This window comes from Pseudarthrobacter adonitolis (assembly GCF_055412845.1).
In genome coordinates, this window is the sequence record NZ_JBVAYW010000026.1 from 1 (window position 1) to 25558 (window position 25558).

Here is a 25558-nt window from a genome sequence, read left to right on the forward strand (position 1 = left end):
CTGCATCCCGGCCCAAAACACCTGCAGCAAATCCGGTCTTACGTAGATCGAATACCTCGCCATAACAACACCCATCCGCTAAGTGTTGCAATCACCGCAAGAACCCAAGGAACCCTCTACGGGACACTTGGGGGTAGCGGCCTTAAGCTGGTCACCAGTCGTACAAATCGGTGCATGTGAGGAGCAATCTGCCCGGATATGAATCGACGGATATGGGGGGGCCATGGACCGGCAAGTGAAAGCTACTGGGCGCAGAGGACTTCTTAAAGCCACGGTGGTTTTGGGGTTAGTGATTCTAGGTGTCGGCGTACTTCTGCCCGTTCTTTGGAGGGACAGTTTTCCGATCAGAATGTTTTCGCGCTCGATGCTTGTTATCGGAGTCGGCATCGGCCTAGCAGGTATGTCCTTCAGCCAGCTCCTGCCGCCGGGAACTCGAACTCGGGAGTACACATTTATTGGTAGCGGCATGATTGGGATGTCGATGCTGGTTATCGGTTTGTTGACCTTGGTCGAGGTCGTCGCTCTCGTTTGACTGGGGGCTGATAGCGCCCCGTCGGCGGTCGTGCCCCGCAAGGAGTCTTCAAATAGCAGCGTCAGAAACCCGAGGTTCCTGCGAAGACCTGGATAAAGGCGAAGAAGATGGTTGCGACGACGGCCACGTACATCAGAGCGACGATGATCCAACCGGAGTCTCCAAGGATCTGGGCTGCCTTTTCTGGAACGGGGACTGCGCCTGCCGTTATGTTTCGGAGGGTCACCCACACAAAGAGTGGAATCATAGCCGCCCATACGATCGTGCAGAAGGGGCAGAGAACATGGATGTCGTAGAGGGCCTGGGACCACAACCAGACCACGAAGACGAAGCCGAGCGTCACTCCTGTTTGGAGGCCCAGCCAGTACCATCGGGCAAACGTGGCACCGGAAAGCAGCGCCATTCCCACAGTGATGATGATGGCGAAGGCCACGATGCCGATGAACATGTTTGGGAAGCCGAACACGGAACTTTGCCATCGCTGCATGACCTGACCGCAGGAAATCCAGGGGTTCACGTCGCAGACGGTGGTGTGGTTTGGGTCCATAAGCATCGCGAGCTTTTCCAGGACCAGAACGCCTGAGGCGAGCCAGCCGATGATGCCGGTCATGAGCATCAGCCAACCGAGTTGCCGGTTGCCGGTCATTGGCGGGGCAGTCACCGTCCGGTTGCCTGAAGCCCCGGCCGGACCTGGGGCAACGATGTCGGTTGCTGGTGAGGTGCTGGGCATTCGTATGGCGTCCTTTTCATCCGGGGGTGGGGTCACGAATTTGCTGGCATGACTGTGGTCGTGGCCCACAATCCCGCCACGATGACACCCACAATTAGCAGTACTATGATCCAGCCGAAGATCCGCCAATAGTTATTGCCGCTGCCGCCTGTCACCATGCCCCCAGTTCAAATACTTCTCTGACGCTCATGGTGCCTCAGCGTAGATCCTCCTGTCGATTCTCGAGGATTATTGATGTGAAGCCCCAAACGTCCCATCAGAGGCGCCCACCAAGAAACAGCGGTTGCCGCCATCCGCTGAGGGCACCTCCGGCGGGACAATTAGCTACTCGACTGTTGAGATTCGCTGCCCTGAGCCATGCCAGGGGCGTTGTTTGGCTGCTCGAGTCAGGTAGTCAGGTGGCTGCTAATCCCTGCACCGTCATTTCGATGGGTTTGCCGACGCGCGTCACGAGTGATTAGACGGTCGCTTTTGTTTCGGTCCTGATATCCAAGTCTGTCGAGCCCCGGGTGATGGTGAAGTGTTTGCTGCTGGGCACGAGTGCGGCCAGACAAGGGGCGGTGAGGCATATTCCCGCGCAGATCCATAAGACGGGGGAAGATCCAAAGGCTGCACTAGCTGGTCCTAGGATAATCAGGCCGATGGGTGCGAGCCCATAGGAGACGAGGAAGTCGATGGAGGACACGCGGGCCAGGAGGTGTGCGGGTACTTCGCGTTGGGTTGCTGTGAACCATGGGACGTTGAACATCTGGACGCCGAATCCGGCGATGGCGTAAGCGGTGAAAATGCCCCATTCAGGTGCGGGCAGGGCCAGGACGGCGGGGACTCCCGCATACAAAGCCATTCCCAGGAGGGCGAAGTGGCCTTGTCGGCGGGGGCGCCAACGCATCATCGCGGCTGCGCCGCCAAGAGAGCCGAGCGTGTAGCAGGTGAGAGCCGTTGCCAAGACAACACTGCCACCGAATTCTTCCTCACTGATGACGGGGAGCAGGATTTGGGTTGCAGCATAGCCCGTGGCCAGTTGGGCTGCCAAGGCGCATAGTCCGGCGATAAACCAGCGGTGGTTCCGCGCTTCCTGGAGGCCCTCTATGAAGCTGCTGACAAAGTTCTTGATGGGATGCGCCGCCACGATCGGTGCGCTCCTGCGTTGCGGTGCATCTTCCTTGCGGGCGAGGGCGGTGAGCAGGACGACGCCCCACAGTGCCCCACTGCCGCCCAGGACCAGTGCGGGGCTGATCTGTGTGGACAATATAGCGGCAGCACTCGGGGCAACGACCAAAACGACCCGGCTGCTGAGGGTGATGAAGGCATTGGCTTCGTGTCGTTTCGTAATGTCAACGACGTCGGCGACCAGTGCTTGGAAGGCCGGCCGGTAGGCTCCGTGGCCGATCCCGACCAGGAACGCCAGCAGCGCCGGGATGAGAAACCATTCGTGCATGACCATGGGCAGAACCACTGTGCCTACGGCCGCGCACACCGACGCGGCAAGGACCACGAGCTGGCGCGGGGCCACATCCGCAAGAACGCCCGCGACCGGTGCCGCGACGAGAAAACCAACGGTGCGTGCGGCCAGGACGCCACCAAGAATGGCTGGTGACAGCCCCTCGTCAAGGACAGCAAGGGCAACGACCACCGGCAGCAACGCGGTGGCTAATCCTGCGCAGAGGTTTCCCATCCACAATTTCCAAAACTCCACACTTCCAAACCGCACGTAACCACCTAGATAGATCTGAACAGTTACAAATGTAGGCTACGTTTGAAGCATGGACGTGACACTGCATCTTCAATCGGCACTCAAGGGGGCCCTGTCCCTGGCGAACTCTTTTGGACCTCAGCTCGCGTTCGGCCGGCCAATCAATCCACAGGCGGGTGAGGCTGCTCGAGCCATGACGGCGGAGGCGCTGCTACTGGCGATCAAAACCCCACCGGAGCTCATGGAACCCGAGGTGGAGTTCATGGGTGAGATGGGGGCAAGGCTCTGGACCGCCCTTGATGAGGCGGCCCGCGGGAACGCCGGCGCCGCCGCTACCGCAACTAATCAACTGTTGGCCGAGCAAAATGTTCGACCGTACCTGATGGAACACGCCCACGGACCGTGGCACCTTCACTTTTCAAGTAGAAACGCCTCGCCAGCGGAACAATGGTCCGGCGATTTCACTGTTGCTATTGCCATGCTCCTGGGCAGCGCCGAGGCCGAGAACCTCAAATCATGTGGGGCGATCCGGTGCGAGCGGATCTTCCTCGACGGGACACGGAACCACTCTCGACGTTTCTGCTCGACATCATGCCAAACCCGTGCCAAGGTGGCCGCCCATCGACAAAGAAAACTAACCCAAGACGGACCATCACGGCGACCGCTCTAACGAATCAATAGCCCCGCGGTTGCTGCGGCAAGGCGTTGCACATTCGCCGCCCCTCTGGGGGAACCTTTACCGGGCGGTGGGGAGGGTGCTCGAGAGCTCGGCATCGTGCACAATGCGTGTGAGAGTGCTCCGGCCGAGCTGAGCCATTTCGGGATTCGACGTCTGGTAGTACCAGACCAGACCCATGGCTTGTTGAAAGGCCCATGCAGCACCGCGTTGCCACTCGGTGGCGCTGGCACTGAGAACTTCGCGAAATGCCGAGCGAGCCTCAGTGTCGAACAGATGCCACGCAGCGATCAGGTCGAGAGCGGGATCTGCGGCCGAGAAGCCGCCGGTGTCGAGTACGCCTGCGAGGCTGTGGTCACTCACGAGGAGGTTCGCCGGGATGAGATCCCCGTGCGTCATGACGTCGGCTTGGGTCCGCGGCAGGGCACGGAATCGCGCCCACAAGGCTCTGAGGACAGGCACGTCGAGCAGCTGCTGACTCTCATGGAAGCATGTTTCCATCCACCTGTCTGAGTCGGGAAGGTGCCCACCGCGCCCAGACCCGGCGAAACGACGGCCCCGCATAGGGGCCGTGCGGAGTGTTCCAACGAGTTCGGCAACATCCCTGGCGAAGTCATCGGCGTGAGCAACACCTCGCGGCGTTGCGATTTTGCCAGGCAGCCATGACTGAACCGTCCATGGCAAGGGGTAGTCATGACCCGGACGCCCCAAAGCGATAGGTATTGGTGCGGGGAACGGACAGACAGTCAACAGCTCCCGCATCGCCGACGCCTCGCGCCGTAAATCTGCCGCCACGCCGCTTGGGTCGGAAGCGCGAAGCGGAAACCGTGCCGTTCGAGCAGTTCCGATCCGGTAGATCGCGTTGACAGTCCCACCGGTTTTGATCTGCTCGACGACCTCGTTGCGCCACTCCGGGAACTGCTCCACGATCAGCTGTTCGGCAGTCTCCGCACCGATACCGATCTCGTCCTGGTGCATGGTCACATAAACGACACTACTGCGCCCCTGATGCCCGCAAGGCGATCGCCTACTGCAACGCGTCCTGTGACGGGGAAGGGACACGTGCCCTCGACTGAAGAACCGGTTGTCGATGTGCTCTACAGTCGAAGGATGGGGAACGAGAACGATCGCTCGGAAGACAAAACACGCCACGACAGTGGCAGTGAACCTAACTCAGCGGACCAAATCAGGGCCAGCTCGAACTGGCACGCCTGCCGCCACTTGTACGACGGATGGACCCGGGAACGAACTGTTGAACGGATGCAGTCCGTCGCCCCGGGGTTCCCACCAGAAGCCTATGAGCGCGAGCTCACCCGCGCGATGGAATGGGCCGAGGAAAACAGGCAGAACGGTCTCCGGCGCCGGCGATCGGAAATTGAGGAAGCCAAGACACTCGATGTACTGAACGCAGTGTTCGTTCTGTATCTTCTCAACACGAAGTACGGCAGCCACTACGTCCAGGACGGCCTCGGCTATATCCACATACAGCACGAGCTTGGCAGTACCTTCTCGTCGGAGGAGATCGAAACGGCGAAACAGAAAGCAGGCGAGGTCATCAAAAGCGCCTCGAACCTAGTATGGCGCTCCTGGGATGGCCCCCACATGGAACAACTGAGATCCAAGTTTCCCGAGTACACCAACGACAACCTCTCAGCTGCTCTCGGCCATGCGTACTTCCTCAATCGATAGCCAGTAGCGCACCCATTTGGTGGCACTCCAAAGACTTGGAAGCCTGCGAGAATCGACACTGTTGCTCCGATGAGGTGGGGCATTTACAGCTTCTACAACGGATCGAGTTTTCTCGCCGTCGCCCGGTTAGCTCGGCGTCCGTAAGACGGTCGATCACCGTGCTGCGGAAGCCCGCCGACGCAGCTGTCATTTTCCGAAGTCGTCTGCACGGCCACTACTTGTCCGTAAGCAGAACCTTGGGTTCTTGCGGTGATTGCAACACTTAGCGGATGGGTGTTGTTATGGCGAGGTATTCGATCTACGTAAGACCGGGTTTGCTGCAGGTGTTTTGGGCCGGGATGCAGGCCGGTGATTTCATCACGGATGCTGTGGTGCCGATCAATACGAGCAGGCGGACTGGGCGCCGTGTCCTGGCGGAGGCCGGGGGTGTCAGGCCTCGTCGCGGCCGGGATCTGAAGGGCCGGTGCCTGACCTTCGCCCAGCGTGAAGAGATCGCGGTGCTGCGCGCCCAGGGAAGCTCCCTAAGGGCGATCGGGGCCCTGATCGACCGGTCTGCCTCGACGGTTTCCCGGGAGCTGCGCCGTAACTCGGTGGCAGGATTGCCTTACCGGGCGACCTTGGCCCACGCGCTGGCGTATGAGCGGGCCTCGCGGCCGAAACCGGCGAAACTGCACACGAACACCGTGCTGCGTGCGAAGGTGGAAGAGGACCTGAAAAAGAATTACTCAGCGGAGCAGATCGCAGGACGGCTCCGGATTGAGTTCCCCGATGAGCCGGAGATGAGGGTGTCACCCGAGACGATCTACCAGTCCCTGTACGTGCAGTCCCGCGGGGCGCTGAAGCGTGATCTGACCGCGTGCCTGCGCACCGGGCGGGCGGTCAGGCAGCCCTGCAGGAAAGCCGGTCAGCGGAAGAACCGGATCCCGGGCATGATCAACATTTCCGAACGTCCTCCCGAGGTTCAGGACCGGGCCATGCCGGGGCACTGGGAGGGGGACTTAATCATCGGCAAGGGGAACCAGTCCGCGATCGGGACACTGGTGGAACGGACCACCAATTACACGATGCTCGTGCACCTGCCGGACGGGTACAGGGCCGAGCAGATGCGTGATGCGCTGGTCGCGAAGATCAAGACGCTTCCCGAGGCGCTGAGGCATTCCCTGACCTGGGATCAGGGCATCGAGATGCAGGACTGGAAAACCGTGAAGATGGACACCGGCATCGACATCTACTTCTGGGACCCGCACTCGCCCTGGCAGCGCGGCATCAATGAAAACACGAATGGCCTGCTCCGCCAGTATTTCCCCAAGGGCACGGACCTGGGCATCCACAGCCAGGCAGACCTCGACTGGGTTGCCCAGGAACTCAACGACCGGCCACGCAAAAGACTAGAGTTCAAAAAACCGATCGAACTGATCGAAGGACTCCTATTGCAACGACCGCCTGAAACCGCCGTTCCCTGAACGGGACGGCAGCGAAGGGCCGCAGGCCTAAGTAATTCATCGGAGCTGCAGGACTTTGTCACGGCGTCCTAGTGCTGGGCTTTTGGTTTTCGGACGTCTTTGCGAGGTGACTTCTAAGTTCTCTCCACGCTCGCGTTGCCTGATAAATACAGAAGAGCGCGAGAGCCAACGCAACGAAAGCCGGCATCGGAACTGGAAGATTGCAGATCCCCCGAGGGCCTACGTGACCAGTGAACTCAGTGCGACATCGGATTGTCGATAGCGCGAGCTGCGGCAGCTGCTACCGAGGGGGCGGCAGCACCGCTGTCGGGCGCTTCAAATGGCGGACGAGCGGCCGCCAGGAAGACGTGTTCCACGCGGCCGGCGTCCTGGAGCCGAAGGGCCACCTCGAACGCAAGGATCGCTCCCATGCTGTGGCCGTAGAGGCAAGCCGGGGCGACTGCGACGCTTCCATCCGCTCGCCAAGGACATCTGCGGCTCAAGCGACAGACCCGAAGTCTCCCCCCCCGGTAGCCCAGCTTCGTGACGTGGACGCCGGAAAAGCGCCAGGCCGCGAAACTCGCGGTGGTTCCGCCGGCGTGATGCAGGCAAAACAGATGCACGCCGGAAGCCCGGTCGCTAGTTGANACAAAAGACTAGAGTTCAAAAAACCGATCGAACTGATCGAAGGACTCCTGTTGCAATGACCGCCTGAAACCGCCGTTCCCCAAACGGAACGGCAAACGCCATTCAAACTGTGATTTGGGGCCCGCCGCGTTAATCAGAGCAGAGTAGAGCCGGTCATTCGCCTCGGCGCGGACCTCTGCAACCAGACGCGTCAACGTGGAGATGCCAGGAAGCAGGACCTTCCGCTCACGCAACCAGACCGCCGCCCGTTCAAACAAGCGCACCGGCCCCTCCGACGACGTCCGCGCCCTGGCCGACAGGAACAACTTCAGTTCCTCGGGCCTGGTCGGATCGGCGAAGTCCACGTACCCGTAGACGGCGGAGATCTCCGCTGCATGCTCGTAGCCGGTCTGTCCCGCTGCGCGTATAGCTTGAGAACGGAGGCATCCGCAATGCCCAACTGTCCGGCCCGGGACTCGACCACCGGCCAGGGAACATCCAACGGATCCGTCAGGAACCGGCCCACGACCCGCACCGTAGCAAGCTGCACAGCGAATCGCAGACGGTTGTGCATCCCCGGCGGCGGCCGACTACCGACAGATCGGCATCGTCCAACCAGCAAAAGCGTTCCAGGTCCTCCAGCGACACCTGATCAGGGAGATCGGCCGAACCCTGTGGCCTGCTCATCACTTAGGAAATCAACCGCCATGGCACCAATTCAACAGCCACCGGATCCCTTACCGTGAATCTCCGTACCGATCCTCCTCAGACCCCGCTATTGGTGGCAACCATGTTGGCCAAAGGCCCGCGCCGAGCCCGTCCCACTTCTTTGGAAACGGGACTTACCCAAGCGTTCATTCCTAAGCGAGGGTCTGTTCCCTAGCCGCTTGATTCCGTCGACGTATTGAGCAGCGGCACGCCAGTGCTCGCCGTGGCCACTTACGTACATGTCGGCCCAGGGCTGAAACCCAGTCTCGTGCGAGGAAGTGCGAGGAAGGTTATATCTGGCGGTTGTTCGTTTCGCCATACGGACGGGCAGTCCGGCGAAGGAATTATCTCGCTATTAGCGGCCCGGACTCGCCTTGGACCAGACGGGTACAAGCTTCTTGACGCCAGGGGCGCCCAGGAGCAAAGGAGTGACCTCTTGCTCATATCCACGGTAGGCCGCTGTTTTCAAAAAGGCGGCGGCAGCGGAGGCGTCGCGGTACAACTGGAAGGCGCATACGAGGTCCGGGTCGGCAGGGTCGATGCAGTAAAAGTACGACTCGTGGCCGTCGTTGGCCTGGACGGCCGGGGCCATATGCCGTTGCCAGACGGCCTGAACGGCCTCTCGCTGCCCAGGTTTGGTCCGGTGGGTGATGAACAGGGCGATCTGAGACATAAACTGTCCTCTCCTTTTTAGCGAAACGAATCGTTTCGATACAAACCTACACGAATCGTTTCGTTTCGAATAGGATCACACTGTGAAAGACCAGCACCTCGAGAAGCCGACGCAGCCGTCGCGGCGTTCATCGCGCACGCAGGAAGCGGTTTTGAGCGCAGCCATCGGCCTGTTTGAAGAATCTGGATACTCACGCATGACCATTGACGCGATCGCAGACCGGGCTGGTGCGAGCAAGGCAACTATCTACCGGTGGTGGCCGGGCAAGGGAGCGATACTGCTGGAGGCGTTCCTGTCAGAGGTTGAAGCCGACCTCGCTTTTCCTGACAGTGGATCCCTGCGGGAGGACCTTGTCGCCCAGCTGTCCGCCCTCGCGCACATGCTCGGCGAAACCAGTCTGGGGCAGATGACTATCTCGCTCTTGGGTGAGGCCCAACACGACGCCAAGCTGGCCACGGCCTTCCGGACAAGCTGGCTTGAGCCGCGGCGGGCAGCGGGGCGCGAGTTCCTCATCCGCGCCATCGAACGTGGTGAACTGCGAGCTGATTTGGACCCCGAAGTGGTGCTCGACGGCTTGTATGGACCTGTGTACCTGCGGTTGTTGTTCGGACACGGGCCTCTTGACCGGCCCACCATCGAGGCGTTGGTTGATCAGGTTCTGCAAGGAATCGCACCGCAAGACCAGCGCTAACAGTCGTGTTTGGCAGTTCGCAGAAGCACACGAATCAGTTGGTGAGCCAGAGCAACTAAGCGATCCTTGCCGATCGTGCGTAAAGTCCCCCGATCCCGCTAGACGTTCGGCTTACGGAATGGCGGTGGTCCCGCTTCGGAGAGTGGGCGCCTCCGTTCGCGAATTATCTACTGGGACTCAGAGTAGACAATCTCACGGATGGTTGCTTCGTCGGCCGGCCGTCCGTAAATCAGCGCATAGCGCGAGTGAGGCTCAGGCCGTCCGTCTCTTGTGAAATGGTGGTCCTCCCAGTGTGCTGCAGGCGGCGGAGTCGCGAAGCGTACTCGGTACTCAGGAGCTGAATCACCACCTCCAACGGGATCACTCGAGTCGGCTCGGACGCTACGCATGGGCCGAGCCTACGCCCGGAAACGCGCCTGAAGAACGGCCGGCCGGGAATCCATGCTGCGGGGTTCTTTTTCCGTTTGTTTGGCCTGGCGCACAGCCATTTTAGCGGCTCAATGGTCTCGTCATGGCGACACGGTTCAAGGCTCCAGCGTCTCCGCGAGGCCGGCCAAAACAGGTTCGCGGCCCAACTCAATGTGCGAATACGCCAGTGAGTAGGCCAGGTCCGGCCTGCCTTTCAGGATCGCGTTGCACAGTTCCGTGTGTTCCTCGCGCTGGAGTTCGTTCCTGCGGTTGTGGGTAAGCCCGAAGATCCAGCGCATCCGCCCGAACAGGGGTTTCACAGATTCGATCAGCAGCTTGTTGCACGAGAGGCGCACGATTTCGGCGTGCAGCTCGGCGCTGATCAGGGCGACGTCGTCGGTGCGCTCCTCATCGATGGCGGCCTTGGACGCCTCCATGAGTTCTTCCAGACGTCCGCCGGACTGGCCTTCGGCAACACGGGTGGCGGCCATCCTGGCGGCGAAGGTTTCCAGGCACAGACGGACGTCGAAGAGCTCGTTGACGTCCGTAAGGGTCAGTTGCCGGACCACGGCGCCGCGGCGCGGAAAGGTTGCGACGAAGCCGTCCTGCTCCAAGCGCTGGATGGCCTCCCGCACCGGGATGCGTGAGACGTTGTAGAGCTCGGAGAGTTCGCGCTCACGCAACCGCATCCCCTGGGCGTACTTGCCCGTGACGATGCCCTCCAACACCAGCTGGTAGACGTTCTCCGCGCGGGCCTCGTCATCGCGGCCATTCCCGGTTTCCGGCATCGCCTCAGCCACTGCCCAACTTCCCTTCATGCCAGCGTCCACTGCCACCGCCGGGCGGCGCCGGTCAGCGTTCCAACCGAGCATACACGGGAGGAAACAGCTCATCGGCCGGGCGGTTCCGGGCATCCCGGACGGTGTAGGCGCGGCGCATCTTGTCGAACAGTTCCTGGCCCTTCACGCGCCAGCACTCCAGATCCACACCCTCGATCAAACCGTCGGCCATAATGGTCCGCCCCGCAACTACGGAGAGCACCGCCTGGCGGGCAGTGCCGTTGAGCAGGAGGGTCCGGAGCGGGTCCTCGTGGACGCCGTCGCGGATGTCCCCCAAGGAGAAGGCCACCAGGTCCGCCTGGGCACCCGGCTCCAGCCGTCCAAGGTCGGGCCGTTGGAGAGCCTTCGCACCGCCTAGCGTGGCGGCGTCGAAGTATCCGGCGACGTCACCGGCGTCGTTGGCGCCTGCAAGGATCTTGGCGAGATGCACGCCGGCATCGATGCCGCGGATGAGGTCCGGCGGGAACGAGTCGGTACCCAAGGAGATGTTGATACCGGCCGCTTTATACGCGTTGAAAGAGTCCAGCGCACTGCCGTAGCGCATGGAGGTTAGGGGGCAATGAATGATGCTGGCACCACTGCCGGCCAGCCGGGCGAGATCACCGCGGTCCTCCCCGAACACTGCGGGGTTGCGGTCTGTGTAGGTAGCGTGGGGAATCAGCAGGCGTTCGTTGAGCAGGCCGACCTGATCCAAGAGCTCCAGCGGCGTCACTCCGTGCCAGTCCATGATTAGCTCCCGCTCCACCAACCCCTGAAGCGAGTGAAGCCGTACCAGAACGTCACGGTCTTCCGAGGCTGCCGCCGTGGCTTTGAGCAACTCGATGTCCAACGTCTCAATGCGGCAAGGGAGGAGGACACCGTTGACCAGAGGATCATTAAGTTCCGTCGCGTGGTCAATGAAGCACAAGGCGTCCGCGAACCCCTCGCGGCCGCGGCCGTCGTCGAACCTCACCGAACGTTCGCCGTTTTCCAACACGACGTTCACGCCTGAGCGGTAGGCGGGGCCGAGGTAGGCGCGCAAGCCAAGCCGACGGCTGGTCTCCGCCATCCCACGGAGTTCCTCGAGGGGCTCCGCCCACTCCGAGTGCACCTCCGATGCGATGGGCATGTAGGTGGTGATGCCGTGCAGCATGAGCTGGATGAGTGCGTATTCGCGGACCTGCTGGCGTTCTTCGGCAGTAAAGACGTCAGTCCGGCCGTTGCGGAAGTAATCCTCGGACCACTGGTGGCCTTTGGCCTGCTCCGGCCCGGCCCAGCTGTCCAGGATGAGGTGGTCAATATCAGTGAGCGCATCCAGGTCAATGAGTCCCGGCATCAGTAAGGCGTCCCCCAATTGCCGTTCCTTGTCCACCGGACCGGCATAGTCATGTCCGACGTACTCAATGGAGGTGCCGCTGTAGACCACGCAGGCGCCTTCCAGCAGCACGTGATGACCGTTCCTGAAGCCCAGCACGTAGCGGGCGGTGACCTTGGTAAGCACTGTGACTCCTATATTCCTGTCCGGCAAAGGGATTGTGGAAGCTCGCTGGTATTCCAAACAGTACATTATTTGTGATTTACATCGCACAGATCCTGCTCTAGTCTAATCTGGTATACAAGAATTCCGGAGCACGCTCCTTGGATCATGAAACGAGCAGAACCGTTGACCCAGATACAGTCCGTCGAACCAAGCACCGGCAGCCCGCCGCTGCCTCCGGCAACGTCGTCGGAGGGCAAAGCAGCCGCACCTGCCGAAGCGCGCTCACTGCTCGCCACGGCGTGGATGAGGATCCGGCGCAGCAAGATCGCGCTCCTTAGCCTGTGCGTGGTGGTGGCCATCATGCTGTTCGCCATCCTGGCCCCCATGCTCAGCGCAATGTCAGGCAACGACCCCTTCACGTCCAACACAAGCCCGGAAGTACTGGACGACTTCCAGACACCCGGGCTGCCACTCGCCGGCTACATGTACCCCTCGGCCCAGCACTGGTTGGGCGTCGAGCCCGGCCTGGGCCGCGACCTCTTCGCCCGGCTTGCCTACGGCGGTCAGGTTTCCCTCACCATCGCCCTGTTGTCCACCGCTGTTTCCGTTGTTCTTGGAACCGTCCTGGGTGCGGCCGCCGGGTATTTCGGTGGCAAGACGGACGCCATCATCAGCCGCATCATGGACCTCTTCCTCGCGTTTCCGCATCTGCTTCTGGTGCTCTCCCTGACGCCCATCCTTCAGTCCCGGCTCCGCGATACCCCGCTGGGTGAAGGCAGCTTCCTGCCCATGGCCTCGCTGGTGATCATCCTTGGCTTCTTCGGCTGGGCTTACCTCGCCAGGGTCGTCCGCGGACAAGTTCTGAGCCTCCGCGAGCGGGAGTTCGTGGAAGCCGCGCGATCCTTTGGCGCCTCGCACATCAGCGTCCTGTTCCGCCAGATCATTCCCAACGTCATGGGAGTCGTGCTGGTGTACGCCACCATGCTGATCCCCACCAACATCTCCGCCGAAGCAGCACTGTCCTTCCTGGGCGTCGGCGTCAAGGACCCCACACCGTCGTGGGGCCAAATGCTGAACGCTGCACAGTCCGGCAACTGGTACCTCAGCGACCCCTGGTTCCTGGCTGTCCCCGGCATCATGCTCGTCATCACCGTCCTGGCCTTCAACCTCCTGGGCGACGCCGTCCGGGATGCCCTGGACCCCAAAGCCTCACGCAACTAATCCCCGCATCGCCCTTCACCCACCCTGACAGGAGCACCATGAAAACCCCCACAAGAGCTCTGGCACTGTCCGTGCTGATTGCCATGGCCGCCACCGGTTGCGCCGTCGGCCAAAACCAGCCCAGCAGTTCCAAGCCCGCAGAGTCGGTCACCGAACTGGCCCCCAACGTGGTCAAATCTGGCTTCAACGGCAAGGGCGGAAACATCAACGTCCTGATGTCATCCGACTTCCAGACCTTGGACCCGGGAAACAGCAACTACGTCCAGACGGCCAACGTCGGCCAGCTGTACTACCGGACGCTGACCATGGCCAAGGAAACAGCCGGCCAGCCGCCCACCGTCGTCCCGGACCTCGCCACGGACACGGGCAAGGTCTCCGACGACGGCCTCAGCTGGACATTCACCCTCAAGGAAGGCGTGAAGTTCGAGGACGGCACGCCCATCACCTCCGCCGACATCCAGTACGGCGTGGAGCGCACCTTCGCGCAAGACGTCTTCACCCAGGCGCCGCAGGAACTGAATGCAGCGCTCGACGACGGCGGGTACAAGGGGCCGTACAAGGACCCTTCCGCCGTGCTCAAGGCGGTTGAAACGCCCGACGAGCGCACCGTCGTATTCCACCTCAAGAAGCCGTTCGCTGAATTTTCCGCTCTGGCGTCCCGCTCCAACACGGCTCCGGTCCCCAAGGCCAAGGACACGAAGCTGGACTACACCAACCACCCCGTATCCTCGGGCCCGTACATGGTGGAGTCCTACAACCGGGGCAAGTCCCTCAAGCTGGTCCGCAACCCCCACTGGGATCCCGCCACGGACCCCAACCGCACCGCCCTGCCGGACACTTTCAGCTTCTCGCTCTCCACCTCCCAGGCCACCATCAGCCAGCAACTGCTGGCTGACTCGGACCCGAACGCCATTACCCTCGATTCGAACGGCGCGCTCCAGACATCGGACTCCGCCAAACTGGCAGACGCGAACGTCAAGGACCGCGTAGCGTCCGGCCTCCTTGGCTGCAATGACGTCCTGAGCCTGAACACGGAGAAGATCAAAGACCCGGACGTCCGCAAGGCAATCGCGCTTGCCCTGGACCGCCAGTCCATCTTGGTCCAGTACGGTGGACGCCGCTTCGGCGAGCTTCAGCAGAGCCCCCTGAACGCGAAGATGGTGGGCTACGTGGACCCAGGCCTGGAACTCGATCCTGCAGGCAAGCCCAAGCTGGAGGAGGCCAAGAAGCTCCTTGAAGGCAAGGATTACCCGAAGACCCTGACGTACGGCTACGCCAACAACCGGGACGCCTTCAAGAACACCGGCACCGTTGTCCAGCAGAACCTGAAAGCCCTCGGCATAGACGTACAGCTCGTGCCGATCCCGGCGCCGAACTACTACTCGGTGCTGGCCAGCGACCAGCTGCCGGACATGGGCCGTTCCGGCTGGTGCGGCGGCGCCGATCCGTCGTCGGTCCGTACCTCCGCGGACCCGCTGCTGGGACCGAACAACGACGGCACCAGCTACGGCTTCTCCAACACCTCCCGCTACTTCGATCCGGAGGTCTCCAAGGCGATGTACGAGCTGCGCAACACGGCCGGCACTTCCGCGGAACTGGGCAAGAAGTGGGCCGAGGAGTTCAACAAGGCCCTGAAGACCTATCCGATCATCCCGCTCATCCGCAGCCACACCAACAGCGTGGTGGGTTCCAACGTCCGCAATGCCCAGGTGGGCTACTTCTTCGGCGGCATCGACCTCTCGATCGTTGGCGTCGAGCACTAACCGGGCTTAGTCCAGAAGGAGAAGCGGGCCGCCTGCACCAGCGGGCGGCCCGCAACCACCACAATGAAGACTTTCATTCTTCGCAGGACCGGATCGTTGGTTCTGCTGCTCGCCGCAGTCAGTTTCATCACTTTCACGCTCTTCCAGCTTGGCCCGTCCGACCCCGCCGCTGCAGCATGCGGACAGGAATGCACACCCGAACGCGTCGCCGACGCGCGCGTTGCCCTGGGCATGGACCAGCCCTTCTTTGTCCAGTACGCCGACTACATGCGCGGTCTCTTCTCGTCCCGAATGATCGGTGCGCCGGGTGCCCAGACCCTCTGCGAATGGCCCTGCCTGGGCAAGTCCTTCCAAACCAACGAGAACGTTGCCGACATCATTGGCCGTTCGCTCCCCTACACGTTTTCCATGGCCATAGGCGCCCTGGTCCTGTGGACCATCACCGGCGTAGGCCTGGGCCTTCTAGCCGCCCTGCGCAAGGGCTCGCCCGTGGACAAATTCATCGTTGGCGCCGCCTCGGTGGGCGTCTCGCTGCCTATCCCGGTCACGGGCCTGTTCCTGCTGCTCCTGTTCGTCAACCAGCTGCACCTGCTGCCCTTCACCACCAACGAGATCAACAGCCCGTTTGGCCCGCAGGGTCCGGGTGCCTGGGTGGCCAACTACCTGTTGCCCTGGATTGCGTTGGCCGTGCTCTTCAGTGCCTCGTACATCCGGGTCACGCGTACCAACATGATCGAGACGTTCGGTGAGGACTTTATCCGGACCGCCCGCGCCAAGGGCCTCGCACCCCGGACCGTCACATTCAAGCACGGAGTCCGCGCCGGCATCACGCCCGTGGTCACCATGCTCGGCATGGACATCGGCCTGCTGCTGGGCGGCGCAGTCCTGACCGAACAGATCTTCTCTGTCCCCGGCCTGGGCTTCACCGCAGTGCACGCCGCTATTTCCGGGGACCTCCCGGTCACCATGGCCATCACCATGCTGGCAGCTTTCTTCGTCATCGTCGCCAACGTTGTGGTGGACCTCGCCTATGCCGCCATCGATCCCCGAGTGAGGCTCCAATGACCCGCACGCCACTCACCCAGTCGCGCACCCGCCCAGCGCCGGGCTCCGGAGCAGAGGCGTTCCTTGACGTCCGGAACCTCTCCGTGAAGTTCCCTACGGACGACGGCGTAGTCTCGGCGGTCAACGGCATGGACTTCACCTTGGAGCGCGGCCAGACCCTTGGCATCGTCGGCGAATCGGGCTCAGGCAAGTCGGTCACCAGCCAAGCACTCATGGGTCTCTTGAAGGGCACGTCCGCGCAGGTCACGGGACAGGCCATGTTCCAGGGTAAGGACTTGGTCACGCTCCCCGAGTCCGCCATGCGCCAGCTCCGCGGCCGCAACATCGGCATGATCTTCCAGGATCCCCTCTCGGCGCTGCACCCCTTCTACACCGTGGGCCATCAAATCGCCGAGGCTTATCTGGTCCACAACAAGGCGAGCAAAAAGCAGGCCCGGGCGTCCGCCGTCGACATGCTGGGAAAGGTGGGTATCCCCAGTCCCGAGCAGCGCTTCGACGAGTACCCCCACCACTTCTCCGGCGGCATGCGCCAGCGGGCAATGATCGCAATGGCGCTGATCTGCGAACCCGAGCTGCTGATCGCGGATGAACCCACCACGGCACTGGACGTGACGGTGCAGGCACAGATCCTGGACCTCATGTCCGAACTCCAGCAGGAAACCAACTCTGCGCTCATCCTCATCACGCACGATCTGGGCGTGGTGGCTGAGGTCTGCCACGACGTCCTGGTGATGTACGGCGGCCAGTGCGTCGAGTCGGGTCCCGTGGACGAGATCTTCTACGACACCCGGCACCCGTACACCCTTGGCCTGCTCAACTCGATGCCTACGCTCAACAGCTCCGCGGGCCAGCTGAACCCCATCCCTGGCCAGCCGCCGTCGCTCCTTGACCTGCCCAAGGGCTGCATCTTCAGCGCGCGGTGCCAATACGCCGAACTCGTCGGTGGCGGCGTCTGCGCCAGGCAGCGGCCTGGACTGCGGGTCGAGCACGGGCACGGCACGCGCTGCCATTTGAGCGGCCCGCAGGTCATCACCATCCGGAATTCGCGTTAGGACCCGCCATGGAACATCAGGCAATTCTCCAGGTGGAGAACCTCCAGAAGCACTTTCCGCTGAAGGGCGGCCTCCTGCCGCGGGCCGCCAAGCGTTCCGTCAAAGCGGTCGACGGCGTGTCTTTCAGTCTCGCCCGAGGCCAGACTTTGGGGCTCGTGGGTGAGTCCGGCTGCGGCAAGTCGACCACCGGGCGCATGCTGGCGCGGCTCATGGACCCGACCGGTGGGCGGATCCTCGTGGACGGCGTAGACATCAGCCAGCTGCATGGCCGGGACCTGTACAACTTCCGGCGCAAAGTTCAGATGATCTTCCAGGACCCCTTCGCGTCCCTGAACCCGAGGCAGACGGTGGGCACAGCCATCGCGGCACCCATGGTGGCCCAGAAGATTAACCCGCAAGGCGGCCTCAAGAACCGCGTGAAGGAACTTCTTGATCAGGTAGGGCTCAAACCTGAGCACTACAACCGCTTCCCACACGAGTTCTCCGGTGGGCAGCGGCAGCGCGTGGGCATTGCCCGGGCCATTTCCCTGAACCCGTCCGTGATCGTGTGCGACGAGCCTGTGTCTGCCCTGGACGTATCCGTGCAGGCGCAAGTGGTGAACCTGCTGCAGCAGATCCAGCGCGACACCGGCGTTTCCTACATTTTCATTGCCCACGACCTCTCCGTGGTGAGGCACATCTCCCACGAAGTTGCGGTGATGTACCTGGGCAAGATCGTGGAACAAGGCCCACGGGACGAGCTTTTCCAGAACCCGTTGCACCCGTACACCAGGGCGTTGCTCTCGGCTGTACCGCTTCCGGACCCCCGCGCCGCAAGGGAACAGGTCAAGATCCGGCTCCGCGGTGACCTCCCCTCGCCGGCCAATCCGCCCAGCGGCTGTGTCTTCCGGACACGCTGCCCGCTAATTGGCAGCCTTTCCGAGGAGCAACGGCAGCGTTGCATGAACGAGATCCCGGCACCAGCCACGCCCGCCGTCCCGGCCTGCCACCACACCGGGTTGGCAGCAGCGGCCCTGACCGGTGTGCAATAGTCCCATCACCAACGGAGCAAACATTGAACACCCTGATCCGCGCCGTCCGCCCCTGGGCTCAAGCGCTCAGCGACGTTACTATCGCTGCGGGCGAGACAGGCGGCAAGATCACCGCGTCGAGCCGCATGACCCACAACGGGCGGTTCCGGACGGCGTCACCGCAGTACGTGGACGTGGATTGCAGGTTGGAGCGCTTCGAGGCTGTTGCCACCGCGAAGGAACAGTTCAAGAATCAGGCCTCGGTGGACATCATCGCTTTCCCCCAGGCCGCCTGCTCCTGGAGGAGGGCACGGTAGAGCTTATGGAAGAGGCGCTGAAGGCCGGTGCCAACGTCATGGGCGGCATCGATCCCTGCACCCTAGGTAGTGGCGGACCAGCAGGAACTCGTCTAGGCCTGTAACAGCAAACGGTATTCCCGCCGTTGAACGGAAGGATTATCGAACCAGCGAGGGTTTCGCGCCGGGCTCCACCAACAACGCGGACCGCTCCGTGGTCGCTACTGGTCCGCGGATGGCGAAGAAGCCCGCGACGGCCAGAACGTCACTTCCCAGCCACCCGTCAGCGTGTGCAGCAAGCCGGCGGCGGGTAACTGCAGATCTGCCGGCGCTGTCAGGACCGCGAGCAGGGCCGCCGCCACCAGCAGGCCGAGTCCCGGCGCCATGAGGCGAAGGATGCTCGGGCGGCTGGCCAGCACCGGGTGCCCACAGTGGCGGGGGCCGCCGTCGGCCGTCCTCCGGAGCGTTGGATGAGGATTGCTCCAATCAGCGCCGGAACCGCCCGGACAGCAAGCGCCCACTGCAGGCCGTCGCCTAGTAGAACCGAGAGATTCCGCCATCCGAAGCCGGAATTCGCGCCGGCGCCCCTAAACGTGATTTCCGTACCGATCCTCCTCAGAACCCGACCAAGCGGTAGGAAGCCGGCCACGCCCGGAGGCAAGATCTTCAGCCGCCTCCGGAGGATGATCGAGGTGCGGGCGGGGGCCCGAACTGGCGGGCACGCGGCTCATCGGCTTCCACACCAACGCCCCGGACGTCCTGGGCTACCAGCGCCAGGCGGGGAAGCACAATCCTCGTCCTGGCAAACTTCAGCGACGGCCCCCAACACCTTCCGGCGGTGACGTTCTCCGGTTACTCACCCGCCGCCGCCGGCCTCCTCACGGAGGTGGTTTTCAAGCTCGACGACGGCGTGACGCTTGCGCCGCATCAATGACTCTGGCTCCGCGTCAGCCCAAGTAAGTAGCAGCAGGTGTCGTTTTGAGCGCCCAAAACGACACCTGCTGCGACTTAGTTGGGCGGGTGGGCGCCTGCCGTGAAACCATACGGACCATGGCCCAGAAGATTGCGTACCAGGGTGAGCCCGGCGCCAACTCCAATATCGCGTGCATGCAGATGTTCCCCCAGCTGGAAAGCGTTCCCTGTGCCAGCTTCGAGGACGCCTTCGAGCTGGTCTCCAGCGGAGAGGCGGAGCTGGCGATGATTCCGATTGAGAACTCGATCGCCGGCCGGGTGGCAGACATCCACGTCCTGCTCCCTCAGTCGCACCTGCAGATCGTGGGCGAGTTCTTCCTGCCCATCCACTTTGACCTGCTGGGTATTCCAGGCAGCACCATCGAGGCCGCCACCGAGGTCCACAGCCACATCCACGCCCTCGGCCAGTGCCGCCGCCTGATAAGGGAGGCCGGGCTGCGTCCAGTCATTGCCGGGGACACCGCCGGTTCCGCCCGGGAGGTCCGGGAGTGGAACGACCCCACCAAGCTGTCCCTCGCTCCCCCGCTCGCGGCCGAGATCTACGGCCTCGAGGTGCTCGCGTCGCGGGTCGAGGATGACCCATCCAATACCACCCGCTTTGTGGTCCTGGCCCGGGAAAAGGAACTGCCCACCCGGGAAGAACTGCCCGGACCGGCGGTAACCAGCTTTGTGTTCCGTGTCAGGAACGTGCCGTCGGCGCTGTTCAAAGCGCTGGGCGGGTTCGCCACGAACGGCGTGAACATGACGCGGCTGGAGAGCTACATGGTGGGCGACGAATTCGCCGCCACGATGTTCATGGTGGACGTCGAAGGACACCCCGAAGACCTGCCGTTGCGCCTGGCCCTTGAGGAGCTGGACTTCTTCACCACCGAAGTCCGCATCCTGGGTGTCTATGCCGCTGCCGAGTTCCGGACCGCACAGACAGCCACCGCCTGATCCCTGGCCGCGTCACTCCTTGGCGCGGCCGTCCGCATCGCCCAGATGGAGAACGCGATGATGATGGCTGAAGCGATGACGAAGACGAAGACGCGCAGTTGACCCTGGGCCCGCGGTCCTCGTCTTCTTGTTCAGCCATGAAATGCCCCGCCGGTCATGCCTCCTGGGGCAGCTCCCCCTTCTCACGGAGCAGTAGGAGGGGCGCGAAAAACGCGGCGAGTTCCGCCGTCGCGCCCAAAGGCAGGACATTGGCCACGTACTGGTCCGGCCGAACCACTACCACCACCCCTCCGCGGTCCAGGCCGCGCAGCTCGAAGATGTCAGCTGCGGGATCGGTGGCGTAAACCTTCTCGTAGTCAGTCAGCTGAAACGGCCCGACTGACGGCTTGAACGCCGCCGGAACGGCCCCGATATCAACGTTTGTGTGGTCCTGCTGGTAGATGACCTTCACGTCGAACCACGCGTCACGGTCAGCGCCCGACGGCGTTGCGGCCAGCGGCGATTCAGGCGAGTTCGCGATCCACTCGGCGAAGTCGACGACGGACGACGGCGGCGCCTGCTGTCCCGTTTCGTGTGCTGCTCCGCCGGCGAAGACGTAGATGCGCCACCGGCCGTCCGCCGTGGCGTGGTGGCCGAGATGCATCGGGTTGGCGTCGCACACCCGCACCACGGGCGCGGACTTGAACCGCTTCCCGATGGGGAAGCCGGCGGCCAGATCCTGGTGCACCGGTTCTGCGGTGACCAGGGACGGCGTGTATTGGGTCATGAAGCCTGCGGGGAACTCGGCGGTGCTGACGTAGAAGTCCTCAAGCTCGGAGGGGTTCACAAACTCCTCGGGCTTCTTCGCCATCATGGTGGACCACTCTTTGTCGAAGTCGATGAGGTTCTTCGCCACTACCTGGCGCTCGGCCGAGTACGTGGCCAGCAAGCTGGCGGGGCTGCGGTCCTCGAGCACATGTCCGAGCTTCCAGCCGAGATTGAAGCCGTCCTGCAGGGAGACATTCATGCCCTGGCCGGCCTTGGCGCTGTGCGTGTGGCAGGCATCGCCGGTGATGAACACGCGCGGTGTGCGCGTCCCGCGTTGGTCCGGCAGGACGTCGTCGAACCTGTCCGTGAGGCGGTGGGCGACCTCATACACGCTGTGCCAGGCGACGTTGCGGACGTCCAGGGTGTAGGGGTGCAGGATGGTGTTGGCATGGCCGATGATCTGCTCGATGGTGGTGCTGCGCACGGCCCCGCGGTCCTCCGGCGCGACCTCGCCGAGGTCAACGTACATGCGGAAGAGGTGGCCGCCTTCGCGTGGGATCAGCAGGATGCTGCCGCCCGCACCGGACTGGATGGCACATTTTGTGCGGATGTCGGGGAAGTCGGTGACGGCGAGGACATCCATGACTCCCCACGCGTGATGGGCCTGGTCGCCGGCCATGGTGCAGCCGATCGATTCGCGCACCTTGCTGCGTGCTCCGTCCGCACCGACGACGTACTTGGCCCGGACAACGCGCTCCTGGCCCTCGTCAGGTCCTGAAGTGTGGACGAGCGTCACGGTGACGGGGTACTCGCCGTCGCCGACCTCGAGGCTACGGAACTCATAGCCGTAGTCGGGCGACATCCGCGCTGGCGCGTTGGCCATGAACTCGGCGAAGTAGTCCAGCACGCGGGCCTGGTTGACGATGAGGTGCGGGAACTCGCTGATGCCCGTGGGGTCGTCCGGCGTGCGGGCGGCGCGGGCGATCCGGGAATGGTCAGCGGGGTCCGGTTTCCAGAACGCCATTTCGGTGATGCGGTACGCCTCGGCGATGATGCGCTCGGCGAAACCGAAGGCCTGGAAGGTCTCGACGCTGCGAGCCTGGATGCCGTCCGCCTGGCCGATGACGAGCCGCCCGGCGCGGCGCTCCACGATGCGCGTGGTGACGCCGGGGAACCGGGAGAGCTGGGCCGCGGTGAGCATGCCCGCGGGACCGGTGCCCACGATGAGCACGTCCACTTCGTCGGGAAGCTCGGCAGGCCGGTCAAGACCGACGCCGGCAGCTGGCTGGACCCGCGGGTCACCGGATACGTAACCGTGGTGGTGGAACTGCACGGGCTTTCCTCACTTCGTTGGGTGGCTGGCAAGTAGAGTTCGATAATAGAACTCGACGTTCGATATACGAATCATGCCCTGAAGTGGAATTCTACGCGGCCGTGATGCAAGCCACAACCAGCCCCTGCGACCGCGCGCCGGAGCAGCCAGGCCGGGGCAGCCTCCGTCGGATTCTGCTCCGTCATTCGACGGCGGCGCGCGAAAACCTTTGGAACTCCGGGCCCTGGCGAGTAGGCAGGGCTGGATGATCGAGCAGAATTCGACGCGTATCAGGATCTCGACAGGCTCGATCCCCGGCACCGGTGGTTGAGTTTGTCGAAACCCGGGTCAGCCCATCGCCGGGGCTACCGACGTTCCGGAGCTGAACTGGCGGCGGGCCCAGCGGGCGAGTTTCTTGCCTTTGCCTTTCCACCAGCTGTCTTCGTCCTTGTCGTGGTGCAGGCGGAAGATGATCGCCACCATCACGAACATCGACATGCCAACGTCCATCCAGGACCATGCCAGTGCGTCGATCAGGACGCTCATACCGGCGGCGATGATGGACGGAATGGCCAGCGTTCGGAAGACCGTGCTGGCCACGTAGCGCCGGTGCGACCTCGGCACGGACAGCGCCCGCACCATGTCAAAGCACACGCACACCACCACGACGGTCTGACCGATGGCAAGCAGGATCAGCCCAACACTTGACCCTGCGAATATAACGACTGAAGAACCAAACACGCGAAAACCCCCAGAAGCTCGAACCTGCGCTGTGAGACAGCTGAAGTTCCATTCAAGCCAGTGGAGGCGGTCCGGTCACGAGTAGTGAGTACTCTAGTTTCCCAGCGCCCTGGGCCGCCAGACCACCACGGCCTGGGACCGCGCGCGGGGGCGCTGGCCGCGGGCCAGGCTCACCACATCGCCGGCGGCACCGGCCGCGAAGATCCGCGAATCAAGGGGATCACGACGGCGGCCCAGCTCCTCGGTCAGCTCGCTCACCCTGCGCTGCAGCGCGGCCACCTGGTTCTCAAGCTCAAGGATTCGTTTGATGCCTTCGAGCGAGACGCCTTCGTGGGACAGCCGCTGGACTTCGCGCAGCATGTTGATGTCCCGCTGCGAGTAGCGGCGCGACTTCCCCGGCGCCCGGCTGGGCGAGACGATGCCCAGCCGGTCATACTGCCGGAGCGTCTGCGGGTGCATATCCGCCAGTTCAGCCGCGACGGAGATCACGAAGATCGGCTGGTCAGCGCTGATGTCCACGGTCTGCTCCGTTGCTTAGAGCCGGGCCTTGGCGGCCAGGCCTTCACGGACATCGGCGTCTGCGGTGGCTTCGGCAAAGGCCTTCACGGCGGCTTCGGCCTCCTTGTTCAGGTTCTTCGGAACCGCGACGTCGATGGTCACCAGGAGATCGCCGGTGACCTTGGAGGTCTTCACCCCGTGGCCTTTGACCCGGAGCGTGCGCCCCGAGGGTGTGCCGGCCGGAACGCGGACCTTGACGGTCTCGCCGTCGATGGTGGGGACCTGGATGTCGGCGCCCAATACAGCTTCCGGGAAGGTGACCGGGACATGGACGCGGAGGTTGTCGCCGTCGCGTGTGTAAAACTCGTGGGGTTTGACGGAGACGGCCACCATCAGGTCGCCGTTGCCGGCAGGCCCTGGCTGGCCCTTGCCGCGGACGCGCACTTTCTGGCCATCCTTGATGCCGGCGGGTACGCGGACGTCGATGACGTCACCGCTGGGTTCGCGCAGGCCGATGGTGGTGCCGCGGATGGACCCGGAGAAGGAAATGCTGGTGGTAGCCGTACGGTCGGCACCCTTCTGCGGAGGGCGCTGGAAGCCGGTCTGGCCGCCGAAGCCGCCGCCGCCAAACAGGTCAGCGAACTCGGGCGGGATGCCGCCTGACGTGTTGAACCCGCCGGGCTGGCGCCCCGCGCCGCCGGTGAACAGTCCGCCGAACATGTCCTCGAAGCCGCCGTTGCCGCCGCCGGCCCCACCGGGAGCGAACCGCGCGCCGCCGCCCATGGCCCGGATGGCGTCATACTGCTGGCGCTCGTCCGGATCCGACAGCACTGAATAGGCCTCGGAGATGTCCTTGAATTTCTTCTCCGACGCAACGTCCCCCGAGTTTGTATCCGGGTGGTGCTGGCGGGCAAGTTTCCGGTACGCCTTCTTGATGTCGGCGTCGGAAGCGTCCTTGGCGATACCAAGGATCGCGTAAAAGTCCTTGTCCACCCAATCCTGGCTAGCCAATGGCGTTTCCTTTCAAATCTCTCTGCCGAGATGGCAGTTCGCGGCAATGTTCTTGCGAATCACTGCCGCGAACTGCCATCTCGATGGGGTAATGCTAGGCCGGAACGGCCACAATCACCTGTGCTGCGCGGAGCACGCGGTCCCCTGACCGGTAGCCGGAGCGGAGCACCTGGCTGACGGTGTCAACCTCGATGTCCTCGCCCGGCTGCTGGATGAGGGCCTCGTGGATCGTGGGGTCGAACTCCACACCGGTCTCATCAATGCGGACCAGGCCGTACGTTTTCAGCGCGTTCTCCAGCTTGGTGGCGATCGCGGCGAACGGGCCGTCGGTCAGGTCACCGTGCTGGCGGGCGGCGTCGACGTCGTCAAGTACCGGAAGCAGGGAGTTCAGGACGCCGATGACGGCCATCTCCCCTGCCACGGCCCGGTCGCGCTCAACACGCTTGCGGTAGTTGACGTATTCAGCCTGGAGGCGGAGGAGATCGTTCTTCAGTTCGGCAGCTTCAGCCTGTCCTGCCCCCTGGGCCACAGCCTCCTCGGCCGGCACCTCGATGCCGTTGAGGATTTCCTCGGCCTGGGCGAGTGCATCGCCGTCGCTGTCCACAGGCTCGCCCACCGGGGACTCGCCCACCGGCGCGTCAGCGGGCTGCTCGCCCTCCGGGTGCCGGGCCTGCCCGGTCACCGGATCAACCTTGCGGTTGTCCCGGATGACCGGCTCCTGGCTCGCGGATGAGTTGTGCTCTTCCTCGTTACCGTGGTGCGGCACG

Annotated in this window: 25 protein-coding genes and 1 pseudogene; 12 read left to right on the top strand and 14 right to left on the bottom strand. The window is 63.1% G+C overall.

From position 1 onward, the window contains the following. The first annotated feature begins 223 nt into the window (after positions 1-223). Positions 224-532 carry a hypothetical protein gene (locus ACZYZ4_RS17445; RefSeq protein WP_463862924.1) on the top strand — a complete coding sequence of 103 codons (309 nt, stop codon included), beginning with the start codon at positions 224-226 and terminating at the stop codon, positions 530-532. A gap of 61 nt (positions 533-593) precedes the next feature. Here ACZYZ4_RS17445 and ACZYZ4_RS17450 read toward each other — a convergent pair whose 3' ends face one another. Both ACZYZ4_RS17450 and ACZYZ4_RS17455 read right to left on the bottom strand, forming a co-directional pair. Beyond that, on the bottom strand, positions 594-1262 hold the full coding sequence (locus tag ACZYZ4_RS17450; RefSeq protein ID WP_463862926.1) for a vitamin K epoxide reductase family protein: 669 nt from the start codon (positions 1260-1262) through the stop codon (positions 594-596). 457 nt (positions 1263-1719) lie between these two features. Further along, on the bottom strand, positions 1720-2973 hold the full coding sequence (locus ACZYZ4_RS17455; protein ID WP_463862928.1) for an MFS transporter: 1254 nt from the start codon (positions 2971-2973) through the stop codon (positions 1720-1722). A gap of 52 nt (positions 2974-3025) precedes the next feature. Between ACZYZ4_RS17455 and ACZYZ4_RS17460 the strand changes: the two genes are divergently transcribed. Continuing rightward, positions 3026-3625 carry a CGNR zinc finger domain-containing protein gene (locus ACZYZ4_RS17460; protein WP_463862930.1) on the top strand — a complete coding sequence of 200 codons (600 nt, stop codon included), beginning with the start codon at positions 3026-3028 and terminating at the stop codon, positions 3623-3625. 66 nt (positions 3626-3691) lie between these two features. Here the strand turns inward: ACZYZ4_RS17460 and ACZYZ4_RS17465 are convergent, their stop codons facing one another. Continuing rightward, complete coding sequence (locus tag ACZYZ4_RS17465; RefSeq protein ID WP_463862992.1) at positions 3692-4609, bottom strand: aminoglycoside phosphotransferase family protein; 918 nt, start codon at positions 4607-4609, stop codon at positions 3692-3694. A 132-nt stretch (positions 4610-4741) separates the two neighbouring features. Between ACZYZ4_RS17465 and ACZYZ4_RS17470 the strand changes: the two genes are divergently transcribed. Next, a complete protein-coding gene (locus ACZYZ4_RS17470; protein ID WP_463862932.1) occupies positions 4742-5320 on the top strand; it encodes a hypothetical protein in 579 nt (192 codons plus the stop codon). 269 nt (positions 5321-5589) lie between these two features. Next, positions 5590-6783: an IS30 family transposase gene (locus tag ACZYZ4_RS17475; protein ID WP_463862934.1), complete on the top strand. Its 1194-nt coding sequence runs from the start codon at positions 5590-5592 to the stop codon at positions 6781-6783. A gap of 236 nt (positions 6784-7019) precedes the next feature. Here the strand turns inward: ACZYZ4_RS17475 and ACZYZ4_RS17480 are convergent, their stop codons facing one another. The 3 genes and pseudogenes from ACZYZ4_RS17480 to ACZYZ4_RS17490 form a co-directional block, all read right to left on the bottom strand. Further along, positions 7020-7385 carry a thioesterase domain-containing protein gene (locus ACZYZ4_RS17480; protein ID WP_463862936.1) on the bottom strand — a complete coding sequence of 122 codons (366 nt, stop codon included), beginning with the start codon at positions 7383-7385 and terminating at the stop codon, positions 7020-7022. Between the two features lie 33 nt (positions 7386-7418). Further along, a pseudogene (locus ACZYZ4_RS17485) lies at positions 7419-7963 on the bottom strand (DUF4158 domain-containing protein). Between the two features lie 489 nt (positions 7964-8452). Next, positions 8453-8770, bottom strand: a complete 318-nt coding sequence (locus ACZYZ4_RS17490; RefSeq protein ID WP_463862938.1) for a putative quinol monooxygenase — start codon at positions 8768-8770, stop codon at positions 8453-8455. Between the two features lie 82 nt (positions 8771-8852). Here ACZYZ4_RS17490 and ACZYZ4_RS17495 point away from each other — a divergent pair, with 82 nt between their 5' ends. Next, a complete protein-coding gene (locus ACZYZ4_RS17495; protein ID WP_463862940.1) occupies positions 8853-9461 on the top strand; it encodes a TetR/AcrR family transcriptional regulator in 609 nt (202 codons plus the stop codon). 524 nt (positions 9462-9985) lie between these two features. Here the strand turns inward: ACZYZ4_RS17495 and ACZYZ4_RS17500 are convergent. Then, complete coding sequence (locus tag ACZYZ4_RS17500) at positions 9986-10687, bottom strand: GntR family transcriptional regulator (RefSeq protein ID WP_463862942.1); 702 nt, start codon at positions 10685-10687, stop codon at positions 9986-9988. A gap of 34 nt (positions 10688-10721) precedes the next feature. Further along, a complete protein-coding gene (locus ACZYZ4_RS17505; protein ID WP_463862944.1) occupies positions 10722-12188 on the bottom strand; it encodes a chlorohydrolase family protein in 1467 nt (488 codons plus the stop codon). Positions 12189-12332: 144 nt separating this feature from the next. Between ACZYZ4_RS17505 and ACZYZ4_RS17510 the strand changes: the two genes are divergently transcribed. From ACZYZ4_RS17510 to ACZYZ4_RS17535, 6 genes are all read left to right on the top strand, one after another. Beyond that, a complete protein-coding gene (locus ACZYZ4_RS17510; protein WP_463862946.1) occupies positions 12333-13388 on the top strand; it encodes an ABC transporter permease in 1056 nt (351 codons plus the stop codon). A 38-nt stretch (positions 13389-13426) separates the two neighbouring features. Next, positions 13427-15151 carry an ABC transporter substrate-binding protein gene (locus tag ACZYZ4_RS17515; protein WP_463862948.1) on the top strand — a complete coding sequence of 575 codons (1725 nt, stop codon included), beginning with the start codon at positions 13427-13429 and terminating at the stop codon, positions 15149-15151. A 63-nt stretch (positions 15152-15214) separates the two neighbouring features. Beyond that, positions 15215-16216 carry an ABC transporter permease gene (locus ACZYZ4_RS17520; RefSeq protein ID WP_463862950.1) on the top strand — a complete coding sequence of 334 codons (1002 nt, stop codon included), beginning with the start codon at positions 15215-15217 and terminating at the stop codon, positions 16214-16216. After that, entirely contained in the window at positions 16213-17268 is a 1056-nt protein-coding gene (locus ACZYZ4_RS17525; RefSeq protein ID WP_463862951.1) for an ABC transporter ATP-binding protein, read from the top strand. Before ACZYZ4_RS17520 ends, ACZYZ4_RS17525 begins: the two co-directional genes overlap by 4 nt. Positions 17269-17276: 8 nt before the next feature. Further along, complete coding sequence (locus tag ACZYZ4_RS17530) at positions 17277-18299, top strand: ABC transporter ATP-binding protein (RefSeq protein WP_463862952.1); 1023 nt, start codon at positions 17277-17279, stop codon at positions 18297-18299. Between the two features lie 23 nt (positions 18300-18322). Beyond that, positions 18323-18595, top strand: a complete 273-nt coding sequence (locus ACZYZ4_RS17535) for a hypothetical protein (protein WP_463862953.1) — start codon at positions 18323-18325, stop codon at positions 18593-18595. Between the two features lie 200 nt (positions 18596-18795). On the opposite strand, the gene ACZYZ4_RS17540 is transcribed toward ACZYZ4_RS17535, so the two are convergent. Next, a complete protein-coding gene (locus ACZYZ4_RS17540; protein ID WP_463862954.1) occupies positions 18796-18960 on the bottom strand; it encodes a hypothetical protein in 165 nt (54 codons plus the stop codon). A gap of 664 nt (positions 18961-19624) precedes the next feature. On the opposite strand from ACZYZ4_RS17540, the gene ACZYZ4_RS17545 reads away from it, so the two are divergent. Beyond that, positions 19625-20482: a prephenate dehydratase gene (locus tag ACZYZ4_RS17545; RefSeq protein ID WP_463862956.1), complete on the top strand. Its 858-nt coding sequence runs from the start codon at positions 19625-19627 to the stop codon at positions 20480-20482. A gap of 154 nt (positions 20483-20636) precedes the next feature. Here the strand turns inward: ACZYZ4_RS17545 and ACZYZ4_RS17550 are convergent, their stop codons facing one another. The 5 genes from ACZYZ4_RS17550 to ACZYZ4_RS17570 all read right to left on the bottom strand — a co-directional run bounded on the left by ACZYZ4_RS17550 (position 20637) and on the right by ACZYZ4_RS17570 (position 25557). Next, positions 20637-22562: an FAD-binding monooxygenase gene (locus ACZYZ4_RS17550; protein WP_463862958.1), complete on the bottom strand. Its 1926-nt coding sequence runs from the start codon at positions 22560-22562 to the stop codon at positions 20637-20639. Positions 22563-22889: 327 nt separating this feature from the next. Then, positions 22890-23282 carry a hypothetical protein gene (locus ACZYZ4_RS17555; protein ID WP_463862959.1) on the bottom strand — a complete coding sequence of 131 codons (393 nt, stop codon included), beginning with the start codon at positions 23280-23282 and terminating at the stop codon, positions 22890-22892. Positions 23283-23375: 93 nt separating this feature from the next. Next, positions 23376-23801, bottom strand: coding sequence for a heat shock protein transcriptional repressor HspR (locus ACZYZ4_RS17560; protein WP_256468729.1), 426 nt, complete (start codon positions 23799-23801; stop codon positions 23376-23378). A gap of 15 nt (positions 23802-23816) precedes the next feature. Next, positions 23817-24791 carry a DnaJ C-terminal domain-containing protein gene (locus tag ACZYZ4_RS17565; RefSeq protein WP_463862961.1) on the bottom strand — a complete coding sequence of 325 codons (975 nt, stop codon included), beginning with the start codon at positions 24789-24791 and terminating at the stop codon, positions 23817-23819. Between the two features lie 94 nt (positions 24792-24885). Continuing rightward, positions 24886-25557: a nucleotide exchange factor GrpE gene (locus ACZYZ4_RS17570; RefSeq protein WP_463862963.1), complete on the bottom strand. Its 672-nt coding sequence runs from the start codon at positions 25555-25557 to the stop codon at positions 24886-24888. Position 25558 lies beyond the last annotated feature (1 nt).

What these genes read in the sequence shown, in the direction of transcription:
- ACZYZ4_RS17445 (WP_463862924.1), top strand. Translation starts at nt 224, where the DNA reads ATGGACCGGCAAGTGAAAGCTACTGGGCGCAGAGGACTTCTTAAAGCC.
- ACZYZ4_RS17450 (WP_463862926.1), bottom strand. Translation starts at nt 1,262, where the DNA reads ATGCCCAGCACCTCACCAGCAACCGACATCGTTGCCCCAGGTCCGGCC.
- ACZYZ4_RS17460 (WP_463862930.1), top strand. Translation starts at nt 3,026, where the DNA reads ATGGACGTGACACTGCATCTTCAATCGGCACTCAAGGGGGCCCTGTCC.
- ACZYZ4_RS17465 (WP_463862992.1), bottom strand. Translation starts at nt 4,609, where the DNA reads ATGCACCAGGACGAGATCGGTATCGGTGCGGAGACTGCCGAACAGCTG.
- ACZYZ4_RS17470 (WP_463862932.1), top strand. Translation starts at nt 4,742, where the DNA reads ATGGGGAACGAGAACGATCGCTCGGAAGACAAAACACGCCACGACAGT.
- ACZYZ4_RS17475 (WP_463862934.1), top strand. Translation starts at nt 5,590, where the DNA reads ATGGGTGTTGTTATGGCGAGGTATTCGATCTACGTAAGACCGGGTTTG.
- ACZYZ4_RS17490 (WP_463862938.1), bottom strand. Translation starts at nt 8,770, where the DNA reads ATGTCTCAGATCGCCCTGTTCATCACCCACCGGACCAAACCTGGGCAG.
- ACZYZ4_RS17500 (WP_463862942.1), bottom strand. Translation starts at nt 10,687, where the DNA reads ATGAAGGGAAGTTGGGCAGTGGCTGAGGCGATGCCGGAAACCGGGAAT.
- ACZYZ4_RS17510 (WP_463862946.1), top strand. Translation starts at nt 12,333, where the DNA reads ATGAAACGAGCAGAACCGTTGACCCAGATACAGTCCGTCGAACCAAGC.
- ACZYZ4_RS17515 (WP_463862948.1), top strand. Translation starts at nt 13,427, where the DNA reads ATGAAAACCCCCACAAGAGCTCTGGCACTGTCCGTGCTGATTGCCATG.
- ACZYZ4_RS17520 (WP_463862950.1), top strand. Translation starts at nt 15,215, where the DNA reads ATGAAGACTTTCATTCTTCGCAGGACCGGATCGTTGGTTCTGCTGCTC.
- ACZYZ4_RS17525 (WP_463862951.1), top strand. Translation starts at nt 16,213, where the DNA reads ATGACCCGCACGCCACTCACCCAGTCGCGCACCCGCCCAGCGCCGGGC.
- ACZYZ4_RS17530 (WP_463862952.1), top strand. Translation starts at nt 17,277, where the DNA reads ATGGAACATCAGGCAATTCTCCAGGTGGAGAACCTCCAGAAGCACTTT.
- ACZYZ4_RS17540 (WP_463862954.1), bottom strand. Translation starts at nt 18,960, where the DNA reads ATGGCGCCGGGACTCGGCCTGCTGGTGGCGGCGGCCCTGCTCGCGGTC.
- ACZYZ4_RS17545 (WP_463862956.1), top strand. Translation starts at nt 19,625, where the DNA reads ATGGCCCAGAAGATTGCGTACCAGGGTGAGCCCGGCGCCAACTCCAAT.